The organism is Raineya orbicola, from assembly GCF_002843425.1.
Classification (GTDB): domain Bacteria; phylum Bacteroidota; class Bacteroidia; order Cytophagales; family Thermonemataceae; genus Raineya; species Raineya orbicola.
Genome location: NZ_NKXO01000039.1, coordinates 15180 through 33672, shown reverse-complemented (window position 1 = coordinate 33672; position 18493 = coordinate 15180). Strand labels below are relative to the sequence as shown.

15 protein-coding genes and 2 tRNA genes are annotated in these 18493 nt (G+C 37.0%); 10 read left to right on the top strand and 7 right to left on the bottom strand.

Annotated features, from left to right (window positions below):
* Nucleotides 1-240 precede the first annotated feature (240 nt).
* The 3 genes from Rain11_RS11325 to Rain11_RS11315 all read left to right on the top strand — a co-directional run bounded on the left by Rain11_RS11325 (nucleotide 241) and on the right by Rain11_RS11315 (nucleotide 1828).
* Entirely contained in the window at nucleotides 241-1476 is a 1236-nt protein-coding gene (locus tag Rain11_RS11325; RefSeq protein WP_133121581.1) for an NFACT RNA binding domain-containing protein, read from the top strand.
* A 119-nt stretch (nucleotides 1477-1595) separates the two neighbouring features.
* Nucleotides 1596-1668: transfer RNA gene (locus Rain11_RS11320), tRNA-Gly, on the top strand.
* A 74-nt stretch (nucleotides 1669-1742) separates the two neighbouring features.
* Nucleotides 1743-1828, top strand: a tRNA-Leu gene (locus Rain11_RS11315).
* An 89-nt stretch (nucleotides 1829-1917) separates the two neighbouring features.
* On the opposite strand, the gene pnuC is transcribed toward Rain11_RS11315, so the two are convergent.
* From pnuC to Rain11_RS11295, 4 genes are all read right to left on the bottom strand, one after another.
* On the bottom strand, nucleotides 1918-2508 hold the full coding sequence (pnuC, locus tag Rain11_RS11310; RefSeq protein WP_101359480.1) for a nicotinamide riboside transporter PnuC: 591 nt from the start codon (nucleotides 2506-2508) through the stop codon (nucleotides 1918-1920).
* The gene (locus Rain11_RS11305) at nucleotides 2508-3356 is read right to left on the bottom strand and encodes a hydroxymethylglutaryl-CoA lyase (protein WP_101359479.1); all 849 of its coding nucleotides are present in this window, start codon (nucleotides 3354-3356) and stop codon (nucleotides 2508-2510) included. The genes pnuC and Rain11_RS11305 overlap by 1 nt, the downstream gene beginning before the upstream one ends.
* 84 nt (nucleotides 3357-3440) lie before the next feature.
* Entirely contained in the window at nucleotides 3441-4073 is a 633-nt protein-coding gene (locus tag Rain11_RS11300; protein WP_101359478.1) for a hypothetical protein, read from the bottom strand.
* Nucleotides 4074-4820 carry an ABC transporter ATP-binding protein gene (locus Rain11_RS11295; RefSeq protein WP_101359477.1) on the bottom strand — a complete coding sequence of 249 codons (747 nt, stop codon included), beginning with the start codon at nucleotides 4818-4820 and terminating at the stop codon, nucleotides 4074-4076.
* A 459-nt stretch (nucleotides 4821-5279) separates the two neighbouring features.
* On the opposite strand from Rain11_RS11295, the gene Rain11_RS11290 reads away from it, so the two are divergent.
* The 3 genes from Rain11_RS11290 (at nucleotide 5280) to Rain11_RS11280 (ending at nucleotide 8326) form a co-directional block, all read left to right on the top strand.
* Nucleotides 5280-7880, top strand: a complete 2601-nt coding sequence (locus Rain11_RS11290) for a PAS domain-containing protein (RefSeq protein ID WP_101359476.1) — start codon at nucleotides 5280-5282, stop codon at nucleotides 7878-7880.
* An 86-nt stretch (nucleotides 7881-7966) separates the two neighbouring features.
* Entirely contained in the window at nucleotides 7967-8152 is a 186-nt protein-coding gene (rpmG, locus tag Rain11_RS11285; RefSeq protein WP_101359475.1) for a 50S ribosomal protein L33, read from the top strand.
* Between the two features lie 18 nt (nucleotides 8153-8170).
* On the top strand, nucleotides 8171-8326 hold the full coding sequence (locus tag Rain11_RS11280) for a DUF4295 domain-containing protein (protein WP_101359474.1): 156 nt from the start codon (nucleotides 8171-8173) through the stop codon (nucleotides 8324-8326).
* 47 nt (nucleotides 8327-8373) lie between these two features.
* Here the strand turns inward: Rain11_RS11280 and Rain11_RS11275 are convergent, their stop codons facing one another.
* Nucleotides 8374-9189 carry a DUF2490 domain-containing protein gene (locus Rain11_RS11275; RefSeq protein ID WP_243390587.1) on the bottom strand — a complete coding sequence of 272 codons (816 nt, stop codon included), beginning with the start codon at nucleotides 9187-9189 and terminating at the stop codon, nucleotides 8374-8376.
* A 4-nt stretch (nucleotides 9190-9193) separates the two neighbouring features.
* Nucleotides 9194-12481 carry a CHAT domain-containing tetratricopeptide repeat protein gene (locus tag Rain11_RS11270; RefSeq protein WP_101359472.1) on the bottom strand — a complete coding sequence of 1096 codons (3288 nt, stop codon included), beginning with the start codon at nucleotides 12479-12481 and terminating at the stop codon, nucleotides 9194-9196.
* A 128-nt stretch (nucleotides 12482-12609) separates the two neighbouring features.
* Here Rain11_RS11270 and Rain11_RS11265 point away from each other — a divergent pair, with 128 nt between their 5' ends.
* From Rain11_RS11265 to Rain11_RS11245, 4 genes are all read left to right on the top strand, one after another.
* Complete coding sequence (locus tag Rain11_RS11265) at nucleotides 12610-14310, top strand: phospho-sugar mutase (protein ID WP_101359471.1); 1701 nt, start codon at nucleotides 12610-12612, stop codon at nucleotides 14308-14310.
* A 188-nt stretch (nucleotides 14311-14498) separates the two neighbouring features.
* Entirely contained in the window at nucleotides 14499-14993 is a 495-nt protein-coding gene (locus Rain11_RS11260; protein WP_101359470.1) for a DUF7832 domain-containing protein, read from the top strand.
* A gap of 87 nt (nucleotides 14994-15080) precedes the next feature.
* Complete coding sequence (locus Rain11_RS11255; RefSeq protein WP_101359469.1) at nucleotides 15081-15998, top strand: WD40 repeat domain-containing protein; 918 nt, start codon at nucleotides 15081-15083, stop codon at nucleotides 15996-15998.
* Nucleotides 15999-16261: 263 nt separating this feature from the next.
* A complete protein-coding gene (locus Rain11_RS11245) occupies nucleotides 16262-16762 on the top strand; it encodes a hypothetical protein (RefSeq protein WP_101359467.1) in 501 nt (166 codons plus the stop codon).
* Here Rain11_RS11245 and Rain11_RS11240 read toward each other — a convergent pair.
* Complete coding sequence (locus Rain11_RS11240) at nucleotides 16759-18486, bottom strand: POTRA domain-containing protein (RefSeq protein ID WP_101359466.1); 1728 nt, start codon at nucleotides 18484-18486, stop codon at nucleotides 16759-16761. The genes Rain11_RS11245 and Rain11_RS11240 overlap by 4 nt on opposite strands.
* Between the last annotated feature and the right edge of the window lie 7 nt (nucleotides 18487-18493).

Here is an 18493-nt window from a genome sequence, read left to right as displayed (position 1 = left end):
TGTCCTAACGGGCGTAGAGAGTTCTCTTTTTTTAGGTATGGTTTCCTGTTTTTGCAATATTGCCTCTTAAATGATACCCAATATCCACAACTTGTAAAAACTATTCAACTTTTGTCGGAGGACTAAACAAAAAAAAATACGATTGAACTCTTTGAAAATGCAATTGGCAAAAAAGTTTTCAAGGTTGAAACTACTCTCAATGACCGCTCTTGGGCTATTTTTTTAGAACAAAATCTAACTTTGCTTTTCAAAATGTATGGCAACCGAGCCAATATTCTGCTTTTTGAAAATGATGATGTATTAGATATTTTTCACAAAAAACTTCAAAACGATTGGAACTTAAAACTTTCGGCTCTTGCTAAACCTATTGAGCAAACTTGGGAAAACTTTTGTTTGCAGAATTTCAATCTCAAAGCTATTTTCCCTACTTTTGATAAACACTTACTTGCTCAAAGCCAAGCAGATACCCCCGAAATGCTTTGGGAAAAAGCCTTTGCCTTACATCAAAAGCTTTTTGAACCTCAATTTTTTGTAGGTACTTATCAGCATTTACCTGCTTTGAGCCTTTTGGAGGGTATTTTGGAAAACGAAAAGCAATTTCTTTCAGCCATAGAAGCTCTGAACGAATTTTATTATGCCTATGCACGAGTTTCGCAATTTTCCAAAGAACATCTGCAAGCAATAAGACAGGTAGAAAAACTTTTAGAAAAAACCGAAAATTACTTGCAAAAAACCTATCAGAAACTCCAAGAATTAGAGGAAAGCAAAAATTTGGAAAAAATTGGGCATATTTTAATGGCTCATTTGCACGAAATTCCTGAAAAAGCCGAAAGCATTACGCTTACTGATTTTTACACCGATAAACCCATTACTATTAAGCTCAAACCCGAACTTTCACCCCAAAAAAATGCCGAATGGTATTACAAAAAGGCAAAAAACCAGAAAATTGAAATTGCTAAATTAGAAGAAAATTTACAAGCCCGAGAGCTTTACAAAGATGTCTTGAAAAATCATTTAGAAAAAATCAGGCAAATTAGAAACTTAAAAGATTTGCGTAACTATCTGAAAGAAAATAAGTTGGATTTGCAAGAGGAGAAAAGTAGTGAGACAATTCCTTTCAAAGTTTTTCAGGTAGAAGGCTTTACCATTCTTGTAGGTAAAAATGCCCAAAACAACGATTTGCTCACACAAAAATATGCTTACAAAGAAGATTTGTGGCTTCACGCCAAAGATGTCAGCGGCTCTCACGTGATTATTAAATACCAAGCAGGCAAAAACTTTCCCAAACCTGTGATAGAAAAAGCGGCACAAATAGCGGCTTATTTTTCCAAAAGACGCAACGAAACGTTTTGCCCCGTGATTGTTACCCCCAAAAAATTTATCCGAAAAACCAAAGATTTAGAAGCAGGCGAAGTGATTGTAGAAAAAGAAACCGTAATAATGGTAGAACCTACTTGCCCTGAAAAGTTATTGTAAATCAGAAAAAAAGCATTTTCAGAAAAGAAAATTAAAAATTTTTTCGCAAAAAAATTTGCATAGTTTTCTTGAACCTACTATATTTGTACCCACAATTCAGGTAACACTGAAACTAAAAAGCGGAAGTAGCTCAGTTGGTAGAGCACAACCTTGCCAAGGTTGGGGTCGCGAGTTCGAGTCTCGTTTTCCGCTCTTTTTTTATTGCTTTTTAAGCAACATATTTGGTAGGTTAGGGTGAAATATACGGCTACAGCAGTGTAGTCAGAGCCGGGGTGGTGGAACTGGTAGACACGCAGGACTTAAAATCCTGTGGCGGTAAAACGCCGTACGGGTTCGATTCCCGTTCCTGGCACAAAAATTTAAGGTTTAGAGTTTTAGTTTGGAGCAAAAGTCATCAACCTTTATTATCCCCAAGTCCAGTATTTCTGGACTTGGGGATTTTTAGTTACTCACTGCATCTTTTCGCCATTCCCAAAATCCTTTGCTTGCCATTCCTAAAAATATCGCATAGAGCAAAGCATACAAATAGGCTGTTTTATGCCAATACATACCTACATAAATAAAATCAGCCACTATCCATACGAGCCAATTTTCAACATACTTCCGAGCCAGTAGCCACGTAGCCAGTATGCTTAAAGTAGTAGTAAGCGTATCCCAAAGCAGAATATCCCCTTTGAGCCAAGCAAGTGCTTGGTAAGTCAGAGCAAAAATTATCAGAAAAGCAAGCAAAACCCATTTGTACAGATGCTTTGGTAAAAAAACAATGGTCAAATTTTCTCTTTGTAAGCCCCTTTTTCCAAATTTCCATTGCCAAAAACCATAAATAGAAGTAGCGATAAAGAAAAATTGCAAATTCATATCGCCGTATAAACGCAATTGATAAAAGAATACAGCAGAAATCGCCGAACTAACTACCGCCCAAAACCAAGCCCAGAGATTAGCTTTAATATTGAGCCAAACACAATACAAGCTCGTCAGAAAGCCCAAGATTTCCAGATAGTTGTCTTTGAGCCAATCAAGAATAATTTTCATCACAAGCCAAAAACTTTGTGCGAAAAAGCCATTGCCTTCTCTAAAAATTCAGCATTATGGGTATATGGAATAGATTTTTCTTGTAAAAACTTCAAAATGGTTTCCGTAGCGATGTTCCCCGTGAGTTCATCTTTTGCCATCGGACAGCCCCCAAAACCTCTTAAAGCTCCATCAAACCTACGACAACCTGCTTTGTAGGCACTTTCAATTTTGCTATATGCCGTTCTGGGATTGCTATGCAAATGCACACCCCATTCCACTTGTGGCATTTTTTGGCTCAAATGCGTAAATAGTTCGCTAATGCTTTCAGGAGTAGCCACGCCAATGGTATCAGAAAGGGCTATAATTTTTACCCCCAAACTCAACAATTTGTCTGAAAGCATTTCTACAATTTCAGGTGAATAAGGCTCATTGTAAGGATTTCCAAAGCCCATAGAAAGATACACCACCTGCTTTTTATTATGTTTTTCGCAAAGATTCTGAATTTGAGCTACCACCTCCAAAGCCTCTTGTATGCTTTTATTGGTATTTCTTTTCTGAAATTCCTCTGAAACCGATAACGGAAACCCCAGAAAGCGAATTTCCTCAAATTCACAAGCCTGCTCCGCTCCTTTTAGGTTCGCAATAATCGCCAAAAGTTGGGTTTTCGTATCAGATAAATCTAATTTTTTCAGCACTTCGGCAGTATCTTGCATTTGTGGAATAGCCTTGGGCGAGACAAAACTGCCAAAATCCAAAACTTCAAAACCAACTCTCAAAAGCAAATTCAAATATTCTGCCTTGATTTCAGTAGGTATAAATTCGTGTATGCCTTGCATAGCATCACGAGGACATTCTACGAGGATCATAGGTTAGTAGTTAGTAGTTAGTAATGAGTAATAAGGTATAAACTGCAAAAATAAAATTTGATTTCAACAAATAGCGTTAGTTTATCAAACCTTCCAAAGCAAAATTATCAAAAAGTTTGTCCAAAAGCCAAGCATACTACCCCAAAAAACTTCCTGCCAACTATGAGCTTTCATTGAAAGTCGTGCAGAAGCCACAGCCCCCCATATAATTGCCGTAATTGCCAAAGGAAAGCCTAAAATATACTCCTGATAACGTAAAGCCATCGCAAGCATACCCCCAAAAACACCCGCTATGGCAAGATTATGAGCACTAATCTTATAGAAAAAAGTAACTACCGTAAGCAAAAACAAAGAAAAGCAAATACTACCAAACACGAGTAAGATTTTTTCGTCAAGATAAATTTTTTGTGTAAGAATGTAAAAAAGATAAGCCGTAGCTACATAAATTGTGCAAATAATAGCAAAAGGCAAACGGCGTTCTTTTCGGCTGGGTAGGCTCAAGCTACCAATCACTTGCAAACGTTTGAGAATTATCATTATTAGTACAGGAACAGAAAAAGTAAGCAAAAAAGTCATTTCTAAAAGAAGCCAACGCCCTTTTTTACTTGCTACCACTACCAAATTAGGTGAGATAAAAAACATCAGTCCCATTACAAAAGTAGGTAGCAGTAATGGGTGAAAAATTAAGGATATTGCAAAAGCAAGTCTTTGGGGCATTTATTTTCTCATTTCTCTGATAAGTTGTGAGCAGAATAAAAACTCTTTCAATGCAGGTTCTTGGGTTTCTAAAATATTGTTTTTGTTGCCTTCCCAAACTTTTTTGCCCTGATACAAAAACATAATATAATCGCCAATTCCCATTACCGAGTTCATATCGTGGGTAACCACCACGGTAGTTGTTTGATATTCGTAAGTAATTTCTTGAATAAGTTCATCTATACGAATAGCTGTAAGGGGGTCTAAACCTGAATTAGGCTCATCACAGAAAAGGTATTGAGAATTTAACACAATAGCCCTTGCAATACCTACACGTTTTTTCATACCTCCCGAAATTTCAGAAGGCATACGTTTGCCTGCTTGTTCTAATCCTACGCGTTTCAGACAAAAATACACTCTATCCATTTTTTCGCTCATACTCATATTGGTAAGCATATCCAGTGGGAAACGGACATTTTCTTCTACGGTTTTGGAATCAAAAAGAGCTGAACCTTGAAAAAGCATACCGATTTCTTTACGAATTTCGCGTTTGGTGCTTTCGTCTCCTTCGGTGAAATTTCTACCATCATACAAAGCAAAACCAACATCTGGTTTGATAAGCCCCACAATACATTTGAGAAGCACACTCTTGCCTGTTCCACTGCCACCAATAATGAGGCTCAACTTGCCTTTTTCAAAAATACCGCTAACATCATCTAATACCTTACGCTCCCCGAAAGTCTTACTGATATTTCTAAATTCAATCATAGCCCAAAATTTATGCAAAGATGAAAAAAATAGGTTAAGATAAAAAGTCTTTTAGGCAAATTCAAACTAAATCTAAATTTTTCGTGTATCTCTAAAAATTCGGTTGAAATCCTGTTTAAGAGCAGAAACACTTTCCATAGCAATATGAAGCCATACCTCCAAAAAACTATTTTAGAAAGCATCATATCAAAGTATATCACAAACATATGAACAATAGAAAATATTCTTAATCAACCAGTAAAAGTTTTTTTTCTTTCTGAAATAGTCCATAATACTTTAGAATAAAAAACTTGCTAACACATTAGAACTTTCTCTGATACTACTCTAAAAAAATTTTTGCAAATCACCAAAAGATTTCTGTATCTTTGGAAAATGAACTAAATTTGAATTTTGTAGATTTGCAAAAATCAATATTAAACTTTTGGACTTTCACACGCTCAAACCTCTTGAAACGTAGCAATGGCTCGCAAGAATATAATTTTTAACTTCTTTACCAGCCCCAGTTATGCTTTACGCAGAAAAATAGTAGGTGGTCTGTTCCTTGTATTTGCTTTGTTTGCTTTGGCAACAAGCCTGTTTCTTTTGCGTATGAGCCAACTTACCGAAAGAAAAAACTACTTGATCAGCATTGCTTATCCTTCGCAAGAGCAATTGGAAGCCCTCAAAGGATATGTAGCTCAAACCAATTCGGCACTACAAAATCAACTTATTTACAGAAATCCATTATTTGCTTCCGAAAGAGAAAATATATGGAGTTATTTCATTAAAGCTACCACTGATACGCTGGCTCGCTACGAAAAAGAATGGAAACTCTTGGAAGATAGAACCGATTATGCCACTCTCCTTACCGATTTAGAAAAGCTGAAACGCTATCAGCGAAGTATTTCCCGAATTGTAGAAGAACAAGAACGTGAAGGCGGTAGTTTCACAGGTGGGAACTTTAACACCTCTGATACTACACGTGTCAATATCACCGAAGAGCAACAAGAAGCTACCTTTGATAGTAAATCTGCTTTTGTTAATACAGATGTCGAGGCTTCCATTGAAGGTATAGAAATAGTTAGAGGGAAAGAGACACAAGGTTTTGAAACAACTTCGGGGGAAAAGATGGACGCTGAACGCTTTGTGGTTCTTTCTGAAAATGCTAAACAACTCTATCAAAGACAAATCCTTGAAATTACACAAAAAATTTATACCGACATTGACCGCCTCATCAAAGGCAGAAAAGAGCAAATTCGTTTGGAGCGTGAATACCTTGATTTACACAATAATTTGCTCATTATTGCGGGTGTTTTATTTGTTCTACTGATGATAGCAGTAGTATATTGGTTAGGAAAAAACATCAATCAAAAAATTTATAAGCGTTTGCAAGAAGTAGATGAGTATCTGCTCTCTCTTTCCGAAGGTGATCTACCCAAAGTTCAGTGGCAAGGAGAAAAAGATGAAACGCTTCCCATTTTACGTAAAATAGAAAAACTCACTTACGAGCTATCTCAAACCCAAGAACTTGCCAAACAAATCGGACAAGGGAACTTTGAAACCCAACTGCACGTATTTGATGATAAGGGCGTGCTTGGAACAGCTTTCTTACAAATGCAAGAAGGTCTGAAAAATGTATCAGAACAAGAAAATATCCGAAACTGGCTCAACGAAGGTCTTACCCTATTTGCCGATATTCTCCGAGATACCGAAAACCCTCAAAAACTTTACGACAATCTGGTTCGCAATGCTGTAAAATATGTAAAAGGACAATACGGCGGTATCTACATTATCAGCAGTAACGAAAGCGAAACCCCTTATTTAGAATTAAAATCTGCTTATGCTTTGGATAAAAAGAAATACATCAAACAGCAAATTTACGTAGGACAAGGACTTGTAGGGCAGTGTTGGCAAGAAGGTGAAAGCATTTATTTGCTCAAAGTTCCCAAAGATTACGTTCATATTGCTTCGGGTTTGGGTGAAGAGGCTCCTCGTTCTATTCTGCTTGTGCCTATCAAAATAGGTAATGAAGTGTTTGGTGTATTGGAAGTAGCTTCGCTCAATCTGCTTACCGAAACAGAAAAGAACTTTTTAGAGGTGATTGCCGAAGACATTGCTTCTGCTATTTATTCCATTAAGTCTAATGAAGAAACTCGTCTACTGCTTGCTTCTTCCAGTCAAGAAATAGAGCAGATGTCTGCCCAGAAGGTAGCTATGGAGCAAAGTATGGCTCAACTCATAGCCGATAGAGAAGCCCTTGAACAACGTAATGCCGATATGGCGGCTTTCGTGCAAGCCATACAGAAAGCTACCATCGTTACCGAATTGGATAGACACGGCTATTTTATTGATGTTAATGATAACTTTTTAGAGATTACGGGTTATAGCCGCCGAGAAGTTATTGGGCAACACAGAAGTTTTTATGCCCCCAAAGACTCCGACCCTGCTGAATTTAGTTTGGTATGGGCTCAACTCTCACAAGGAAACTACGTTGAAAAAGTTATCAAACGCCTCCGAAAAAATGGCTCTGAAATTTGGATGCGAGCTTCGTTTTTCCCTATGTTAGATAAAGATGGAAACTTGCAGAAAGTAACCTGTGTTTGTACAGATATTACGAGCAAAATGTTGCAAGAAGTTCGTGACCAAGAAAATCAAAAAACAGCGGGCTTCAAAAACACTGTGCTTGAACATTCCTTTTTAGTTTTTGAAACTGATAATCATTTGCATATTAAAGATATGAACGAATATGCAATAAATGACTTAAAAATAGCTAAATTGGATTATATCGGTCATCATATAGATGAAGTAATTTTAGGACGCTGGGACTACAAATCGCTACTTGCAGAGCTTGAAAATAGAAGTATTGCCGAAGGTCTGGTAGTGCTCAAAACCGCTGATTTTGGTTTCCGCTATGTAAAAATGGTCATCGCCAGCGTAAAAGATAAAAAAGGTGAAATTGAAAGCATCTTTTGGGTTGGAACAGACATCACCGAAAGCAAAGTGAAAGAAATTCAGTTAGAAGACAAGGTAAAATATTTAGAAAGAAAACTACAAGTTTTAGAAGAGAAAAAACAACAATAATTTCACAAAAAAATTGTGAATTAAATTTTTTTTTGTATCTTTGCCACTCATTTGAAAAGCATACAAAAAATTAAAATTTTACGGCAATGGCGAAGAAAAAAGAAAATCGTGTGCAAGTAATTTTAGAATGTACCGAACACAAAGCATCAGGTATGCCGGGTATGTCTCGTTATATTACTACCAAAAATAAAAAAAATACCCCTGAACGCTTAGAGTTGAGAAAATACAACCCTATTCTCAAAAGGTACACTATTCACAAAGAAATTAAGTAACCTTAAAACCTTACAGCAATGGCAAAGAAAGTAGTTGCGACCTTGAAAAAAGAAGACCCCAATGCCAAAAACTTCGCAAAAGTAATTAAGGCGGTGAAGTCTGAAAAAACAGGGGCTTACATTTTCAAAGAAGAAATCGTTCCCCTTGACCAAGTGAAAGAAACCTTGAAGTAAAATCACAAAACCTATAAGAGCAACTTATATCTTATAGGTTTTGGCTTTTATTCTTCGGTGGGTCTTTGTAAAGAAATGTTGAAAATAGCATTGAAGATAATACCCGTATTGTTTTGCAGAATATTTACCCCATTCACTTCTCTACCAAGCAGAAGAATCTGATTAAAAAAGCCCCCTTCTACTTTGAAACGCTTATCAAACTGATACCCAACAAGTATTCCTAAACGATTTTGGTCAAAAATATTCTCACCTAAGTTTTTTCCAAAACCTATAAAAATTTCATCATAGATAGCCGCATAAGGAAATGCCTTTTCAGGTTCTTTAACAACTGGTACTTGCAAGCGAAACATATATCGCAAACGATTGAGAAAAATATATCTATCCTCTCTTTGCAAAGAAGCATCGGAGTATGCTCCAAGCCACCTCTGTTCTAACATAAAGCGATGTAATACATCAACTCTTGAAAGTTTATCTGTAAGCGTAACCGCCTGAAAAAGCCGATGCTCCGTAAAATCTTTACCAAAAGCATTGATAGGAGTTTGGCTATAAGGAAACGTTTCAATCCAGCCATAGCCAACTCTTATCTGTACTTTGGGGTGCAACTGATAGTTCGCACCTACCCGCAAAAGACTTTGTTGCCAAGCACTAATCCATTCGGTACGCCGCCACTGATACTCGGTGTGTATGCCCCAAGTTTTAGAAAGTCTAAAAGTTCCAAAATAGTTGTACCAACCTATGTTATTGTATTCATTTACTCTTCCATTTTGAGCTGAAATGGAAGTAATTGAAAAAATCAAAGCTAAAAATGTGCAAAAAACGTATCTTTCAATCATAATATGTTTGCAGGTATTATTGGCAAGCATACACTTAATTATTCACCATTACAAATGCTCCCCAATAATAAGGTTGTGGAAATTTTTTACGAGTTTCTTTCATTGCATTATGCAGAGCATCGTATTTATTTGCACCTTTAATCCAAGAATTGTAAAAATTAGTCATCAGAAATTCGGTAGCGGCATCATCTACTTTCCAAAGGCTTGTAACCACAGCATTAGCACCTGCCACCTGAAAAGCCCTTTGCAAGCCAAAAATACCTTCGGTATTTTTCACTTCCCCTGCTCCTGTTTCACAAGCCGAAAGCACTACTAAGTCTGTTTCGCCCAAGTCTATCGTTTGAGCCTCAAAAGCAGTGAGCATTCCATCTTCATTAGGCTTTCTTTCTTTTCGTAAAGTTTTTTGTACCCCCGCCAGCAAAAGCCCCGAACGAATAAGCGGGTTCATATTTTTAGCTTTGCTTTCTGAAGTTTTTGCTTCGTTCAAATCCTCTTCCACATCTTCTAAAAAATATCCGTGAGTAGCAATATGCAAAATCGTTGGGCTTTGAGCCTCTTTTATACTTTTCTCATTTGCCTTTTTTTCAATGAGCTTTTGTACCTCTATATTTTTGGTTTTCAGGAGCTTTTCAATAGCATCAACTTCTTTGCGAGTACCTGGCAAGCTCACAATTGTACTACGATAACGAGTAATATCATCTAATTCCGCTAATTTCAATGTATCCACAGGGGCAGAAATGCCATCTGCTTCGTCTGCTTCGTAGTCGGGGTAACCTAATAGCAAAGCATTTTTCAAAGCAAGATGCTGTGTAGTATTTTTTAGTTTTGCGACATCTCTTGTACTAATCACAATCTGCACAGGACGCTCATCTATCAAATATTTTTTGGTTTCAGGGTTCAAAAGCGTATTCGGATTGATTGCATAATACACTCCATCGCAAGCCAAATATACTTTTTTAGCATTCGGGTTGATTTCCCTAATTTTTTGTTCAATCGGCTTCCAAAATAAATTGTAAGAAGCCAAATCCTCTTTACGAGTGCGTATAGAATTTCGGTAAAAAGCAAGCTCCTCTTGTTCTGTTTTGGGGGTAGTACGCCACAGAAAAGCTAATTGCGGTTTGGAATGATTTTTGGAAGCTACAAAAGCCACATAATACACGCTATCTGTGAAACGATATTCAAACTTGTGAAAACGCACAATTTCAACCGCTACTTCATCAAGCCCTAATGCGTTTTGTACATCTTTGAAAGTAGTGAAATTTCTATGCTGTGTTTGGGCAAAAAGTGCCGATTTGAGCGAAAGTTGCTTTTCAATTTCTTCAATTTCTTTTTCCAAAGGTTCTGTATTGATACGCACACTATCCGTTTCATTGTTTTTCATATAAATCTGAGCAAGCGAGTCTTTCTTTGCTTGCCACTTTTGATAGAGTTTTGTGAGTTCTTGGTCTTTTCCTTTAAGAATAATGCTTCGCAAACGATTTTGCTCCGAAAGCATAATCCCCTTGATTGCCAACTGATTGTTGTAGGCTTCTTCTATCAAATCAGGATTGGCATCTTTACGCAAGAGCATAAATGAATGAAACATCACAAATGACTGCTGAAAATATTTGAAAAACACTTCCTTTTCTTTTTCAGAAAGCGTAGCGAAGTTTTTACGAATTTGGTCTAAAAAAATGTGATTGGCTTCTGTGTAATAAGGTTCAGCCTTGTCGTATTGTTTTTGGACGTAATACAACTCGGCGATATTACGCAAAGTTCTGCCGTACTCTAAGTGTTTTTCGCCCAAAGTTTCTTTTCTGATTTGAGCCACTTCGTTAAAAAGTTCTATGGCTTTTTCAAATTTAGCTTTTTGTCGGTACATTACCGCCAAATTGTTCAAAGAGCGAGCATAGGCGGGGTGTTTTTTACCTAAATTTTTTCTTGCAATTTTTAAGCCTTCTTGATAAAGCGGCTCTGCTTTTTCAAAATCGCCTCGGTTGTTGTAGATATTGGCAAGGGCATTCAGCACTGAGCTGTAAAGTTGTGCATCAGCAGGATTATCACGGCAGGCGGCAAGAGTTTCCTGATACATTTTTTCAACGCGTTCGCTTTGCCCATCTTTACGAGCATACAAAAGGGCTAAATTGTAAAGCGAACGAGCATAGTCAGGGTGTTTGTTGCCATAAATTTCCTTACTGATTTGAATAGATTCTGCAAGCAAAGGTTCTGCCTTCTCTAAAAGCCCTTGCATACGATAGATATTTGCCAAGTCATTGATGAGTGAGGCATACTCACGATTGTTTTTACCACGCACTTTCAGAATATCTATGGCTTGCGAGAAAACCTTTTCTGCTTCAGCATATTCACTACGAATGTAATAAATTTTGCCTAAATCTTTCAAGGCAAGGGCGTAATCAGGGTGCTTATCACCCACATTTTCTCTGATAATATTTCGAGAGATTTTGTAATACTCTTCGGCTTTGGCATATTTGGCTTGCATAAAATACAAATCAGCCAAGTTTTTTACAATGGTAGCATAAGCGTTACTTTTTTCGCCCAAAGTGGCTTTATAAATTGTTAGAGCCTCCTCATAGGTAGTTTCAGCAAGAGCAGGTCGCCCCGAAACCTTGTAGAGAATGGCTAAATTATTGAGTGTATTGGCGTATTCAGGGCTTTGCTCTTGTTTATTACGTTTGCGAATTTTAATAACATCTTTGAAATAATCTTCGGCAAGCGTGAATTTTCCCTCATTTTGGTAAAACTTTGCCAAATTTTCCATAGCCGAGGCGTAGGTGGGGTCTTTTTCACCTAAATTATCTTTTTGCAGTTTAAGATGCTCAATATAAAGAGCTTCGGCACGTTCGCGTTTGCCTGCTTTTTCGGCGAGTTTGGCAAGACTTTCCAAAGCCTCTGCATAACGAGGGTCTTTTGTGCCTAAAACTTCTTTGTTCAAAGCCAAAGCCTGTGAATAATATTCTTCTGCCAAAGCAAATTTGCCTTGTTGTTGGTATAAATAGCCCAAATTTTCAATGGTAGTGATATAATTCTCATTTTTCTCTCCTACGGTTGCTTTATAGATGTCTGCGGCTTTTTTGTAACACTCTTCGGCTTTGGCAAAATTCTGCATATCATCATACGTAAGAGCCAAATTGTTCATCACAATAGCATAATTTTTGCTCTTTGAGTCCAATTTTGCAAGTGCTTTCTCAAAGGCGGCTATCGCCTCATTGTACTTTTTCTCTTTACGAAGCTGTCTGCCTTGGTCATTCAGTTCTTGCCATTTTTGGGCAAAACCAATATTTGAAAGCAAACAAAATAGCAGTAGCGTAAATAAGTGTTTCATAGGCAATTTTCAATTAGTGTATGTTTTGGTAAAATTACAAAAAAATTCGCTAAATTCTCAAAAAAAGATGATTTTTGTATTTTTGTGCAGGATAAATCAAATTTTGTACCAAAATTGAGTAAATAATTATGCAAGAACGTATCCAAGAGTGGCTCAGTCATACCGATACAGCTACTCGCCAAGCTATTACTGAAATGCAGCAAACAGCCCCTCAAGAGTTGCAAGAGGCTTTTTTTCAAGATTTAGAATTTGGCACAGGTGGCTTACGAGGAATTATGGGCATTGGCACTAACCGAATGAATAAATATACCGTAGGACTTGCCACACAAGGATTAACCAATTATCTGAAAAAAACCTTTCCCACACCTATCAAAGTTGCTATCTCTTACGATAGCCGCAACCAAAGCCGAGAATTTGCACAAATCACCGCCGATGTTTTCTCGGCAAATGGGGTGCAAGTGTATATGTTTCAATCCTTACGCCCTACTCCCCTACTTTCTTTTGCTATTCGCCATTTGGGTTGCCAAAGTGGTGTAATGCTTACTGCCTCGCATAACCCCAAAGAATACAACGGCTACAAAGCCTACTGGAATGACGGCTCGCAACTCGTCAAACCTCACGATGAAGGCGTTATTGCAGAAGTTAAAAAGGTAAAAATTCAAGATATAAATTTTAGCTCTCAAAAAAATTTAATTTCATATCTTGATGAAACTTTTGACGAAATCTATCTGCAAGAAGTAGCTAAACTCTCCTTAAACCCTGAATTGAACGAAAAATACACGAATTTAAGCATTGTTTATACAGCCTTACACGGCACAGGCATTACGCTTGTACCCAAAGTATTGCAAAGATTTGGCTTTCAGAATGTTCATATTGTTCAAGAGCAAGCCGAACCCAATGGTAATTTCCCAACGGTTATTTATCCTAATCCCGAAGAGGCGGAAGCTCTTACACTTGCTTTACAAAAAGCCAAAGAAATCAACGCTGATTTAGTGCTTGCCAACGACCCCGATGCCGACCGAGTAGGAATTGCGGTAAGAGATTTACAAGGCAATTTCGTACTGCTCAACGGCAACCAAACAGGCGTACTGCTGATGTATTATCTGCTTACAATGTGGCAAAAACTTGGAAAGCTCAAAGGTAAAGAATACATCGTAAAAACTATTGTAACTACTGAACTCATTGATGCGATTGCCGAAAAATTTGGCGTACAATGTTACAACACTTACACAGGGTTCAAATACATTGCCTCTGTAATGCGTGAAAACGAGAGCAAAGCTACTTACATTGCAGGTTGCGAGGAAAGCTACGGCTACTTGGTGGGGGACTTTGTAAGAGATAAAGACGGAATTTCAGCTTGTGCCTTCATTGCCGAAATGACTGCCTACGCCCAAGAACATTTTGGCGGTTTGTACGCTATGCTTTTGCACATTTACAAAGAATTTGGCTGGTACGAAGACGCTTTGGTTTCGCTTACCAAAAAGGGCGTTGCAGGAATGGAAGAAATCAAATCAATGATGAATAATTTCCGACAGAATCCACCGAAAAGTTTAGCAGGTTCGCCTGTCGCAAAAGTCAAAGATTATCAAGCCCTTACCGAAAAAGATTGGCAAAACCATACAGAAAAGCCATTAAATTTTGATGAAAAATCAAACGTTCTTCAATTTTTCACCGCCGATGGAACTAAAATTTCTGTTCGTCCTTCGGGAACTGAACCTAAAATTAAGTTTTATTTCAATCTCAAAACAGATTTCCAAGAAAATACCGAGAAAATTCAGCAAGTTTTACAAGAAAAGATAAAAGCTATCAGGCAAGATTTGGGAATTTAGCTATTTAGAATAATTCTAAACAATTTATTTTTGCAAAAAAAATTTGCAAAAATTTTCATAAACATCAAAAATCAGCCCTAAAAACAGAGGAATTTACACTCCATTTTTCTTTTTTGCGAAAAAAATTAGAAAAATTTGATTTTTTTCTAAAAAAATTATTAAATTTGAATTGCTAAAAAGATACACTTATGGCGGTCTTATCTCAATCCAATAAGCATAAGAATTTCATTTATGATAGAGCCAAACATCATTTTTTGGGAAACTTTCCGAGTGTTTTGCCCATTGAGCAGGCATATGTACATATAGGAATGTTTTTAGGCTGGATTTGTGAAAACGATTTGTACAGCGATTTTTTTGAGGAAGAAGCGGCTCTGCAAATTTTGCGTTTTCGCCGTAGGCAAATCAGTTGCTCTATCCTAAGTGCGGTATGGGACGGCTACCTAGGTTCAGAACTTTTTAATGAAGAAGGGAATGAATTCTGTCAGTATTATTACCAAAGTGGTAAATACAAAAAAGATTACGAAAGAACTCTTGCCTCCGACTTGCCTTCCATTTATCACGTAGAAGATAATTGGAAAAATTACGAAAAAATTGCTCGTAAAATATCCGCTCGCTACCGTAAATGGAAACAAGGAATTACAGGCGAAACCGATACCGAAGATAACGAGGCTGATGCCTCCTAAACACAATAATCAAACTTTTCAAACCTTGTAGGTTTTACCAAAAACCTATGAGGTTTTTTTATTGTTTTCTGACAAAAATTCTTTTCAATGCAAAGGCTCAATGCTCAAAAAATCAACACCCTCACAGGGCATCGCGATTGTGTGTATAGTTTGGAAAATGGCATCACAAATCATCATTTTTTTTCAGCAGGAGGAGATGGGCTGATTGCCATTTGGGATTTACAAAAACCTGAAATTGGCAAATTAGTCGCACAAGTCCCCCATTCTGTTTATGCTTTGTGTGCTTTACCTCAATTTGAAGCCCTTATTATAGGGCAAAATATGGAAGGTTTGCATTGGATTGATTTGGATAAAATGCAAGAAAAAAAAACGCTCAAAACCACCTCTAATGCCATTTTTGACCTCAAAAACTACCAAAATTATCTTTTCACTGCCAATGCCGATGGCTCTGTGCAAATCATTGATTTGGCAAACTGGCGTATTCAGCACACTTTTCTTAATAGTATGCTTTCGGCAAGAAGCATAGCTATTCACTCTGAAAATCAACATTTAGCCGTAGGTTATAGCGACTACCACATAAGAATTTTTGACATAAAACTCAAAAAATTACTGCACGAATGGCAAGCTCATAAAAACTCAGTATTTGCTTTAACTTATAGTTCCTGCGGAAAGTTTCTTATCAGTGGTAGCCGTGATGCTCATCTGAAAGTTTGGAGTATTACTGAAAATTATGAGCTTGTGAAAGATATTCCTGCTCATTTGTTTGCTATCAACCACATAGCAAACAGCCCCTGTGGAAAATATTTTGCCACAGGTAGTATGGATAAATCTATCAAAATTTGGGATAGCCAAAACTTTCAGCTTCTGAAAGTAATTGACAAAGCACGCTACGCAGGACACGGCACTTCTATCAATAAACTTTTGTGGCATACCTCTACACAATGGCTATTGAGTGGAAGCGATGATAGAACCATTAACATTTGGCAAATTGATGATGTAAATTAAACTTTATCAAAAAGTTTGCCCATTTTGAGCAATTAGATTTTTCAGGATAAATTCAAGATTTTTTTTAACTTTTTTGATAATTTTTTGGTTACCTTTACAGCGGAAGAAGTATCTATGTTTGAGAATAGATACTTGGTTATTCAAACACCTGTTTAACACTTTTTCATACGGGAAAAAGCCTTTCTTATGGAAAGGCTTTTTTTGTTTTGGCATAAAATTTGATGTAATTTTTATGTAAGTTTAACCTTAAATCCTTAAAAATTATGTTTCAAAGAATTTTATCACTTGTCCTTTCAGTAGGTTTATTGACTGCCTGCGGTAAAAAAAATAAAAACGAAGTTTCTACTAATCCGAATGATTTTGTGCGTTTCAAAGTCAATGGGGTATTAGTAGAAACTTCTGCTTGGAATGCCAGCTATGGTAAAATAGTAGGTAATATGTTCACTTGTAATATCACCAGCAATATGCACCAAAATGAAAAAACCATCAATATCAATGTTAATGCCACACAAGCAGGCGAATACGACCTTTTACTTACAGGAGCTACCAATAGCCCCAACAAAGCTTATGGTATTTATTACCCCAAATATAGCAATACCTTTGATACTTACTCTTTCAAAAATGGCAAATTCACCATTACTGAAATAGATACTGTACAAAAAGTTTATGCGGGAAAGTTCTATGGTACAGTAGTAAATAATTCAGGGGTAGAGTTACAAATCACTGATGGAGAGTTTCGTTCTACCAATCTGAAACGCTTCTAAAATCTGCTTGTAAATCCGAAGTGAATTTTGGATTTAGCTATGCTAAAATTTTGTGTTTCAGATTTTCCCAAAGCATACGTCAGATTAAAAATTCCCCCTTTGGTGCGAAAGCTAATACCCCCGCCTACGCCCAAAGGGGTTTCTTGTGTAAAATTCCGTAAAACTTGCGTTTGTAAAAAGGCTTGGTCGTAAAAAAAGAAAAAATAGGATTCCTCCTCCCAAAATAAACGATACTCCAACGTACCAAGTACATAAGCCGAAGCAAAGAAAAAATTCTGATTAAAGCCCCGTAAATTGAACAAGCCCCCCAAACGATACAATTCGTTTTGTACCAAATTCGGATTGAATAATTTTGCTCCTCCCAAACGTCCGTAGATACCATTTTTACGATTAAACATTCTGTAATAATGAAACTGCCCCTCCAAAGCTGTTTGTAAAGAGTTTAGTTCAATATCTTGATAAAGGCTTGCAGGCAAAAAAGGAATGGGAGTAATTTTTTTGTTACCTGTTTGCACCTGCACCAAAAAATGTAACCCATTTTTGGGCAAGAAAAGATTATCGGTGCTGTTCCATTCGTAACCTATGCCATAGAAATTGTAGCGTGTTTCTTGGGTAAGGGGTAAAGGATTATTAGGTTTGGGCGTAAAGCCAGTTTGCGAGGTTTGCCAACCACCAAAAAATTTCAAAAAAGATTTTTCATTCAAAAGATAGGCAAAACGAATGTTGCGATAAATATTCACGAAATTAGTATCTTCCCGCAAGAGTTTGAAATCAAATTCTCCCTGCAAACGCGAGCCAAATAGAACAGGGTGTTTGTAAAAAATATTGAGCAACTGATGACGAGGCTTGGTTTGCTGAAATTCTAATTCAAGACTTTTAGCAGAGTTAAAAAGGTTTCGCAAGCGAACCTGGGCTTGCCCTGTCAGTAAAAGTTGTTGTGGGGCAAGTTCATTCGGCATAAAGCCCAGCACTCCGTCTATGGCATTGCTCTGCCCCTGATTGAGATAGAATACAGGTTTTGCCCGCTGATTTTCAAAAACAACTTCGGTAGATTTATGAAAAGTTACAAAGCCTAAATTTTTGAGCAGTTTTTCTGCTTTTTGAAGTTTTTGCTGGCTGTATGGTTCATCTTTTCGGATTTGAAGGTATTTTTCTAAAAATTTACGTCTGATTTTCAAATTTCCTTTCAGGCTTATGGTATCCCAAGTTACGAAAAAACCCTTTTGCATAAGCAAACTTGCCGATACCTGATTGTTTTCTATTTGCAGACTATCTAACTGCACCTGAGCGAAAGGATACCCCCTGTTTTCTGCATTTGAGAGAATTTTTTCAGTTATTTTACGAAAATCCTCATAATCAAAAGGCTGTTTTTTGAAATTTGCGAGCTTGATTTTTTCTAAAAAATTCTTTTCTACATTCCCCTGACGTAGTTCTTTCCATAGTACAAGTTCTCCTAATTGTATTTGCACAAGCAAAGTTTCTTTCTGATATTTTTTTTCTACGATATAAGCATACCAAAAACCCTTTCGCCTGATTTCCTGCAAAAAGTTTTGCAAATATCTTTCTCTTGAAACCGAATCAGGGAATTTATCTTGATAAGAATAAGCCCTTAAAGGCTGAAAATGCAGTTTTAGGCTTTTTTGGGCAAATATGACATCAGAAAAAAGGAAAAAAAACAAAAAAACGCGAAAGGCTTGTTTTCCTTTCAAAAGAAAAGCAAGCAAACAAGTT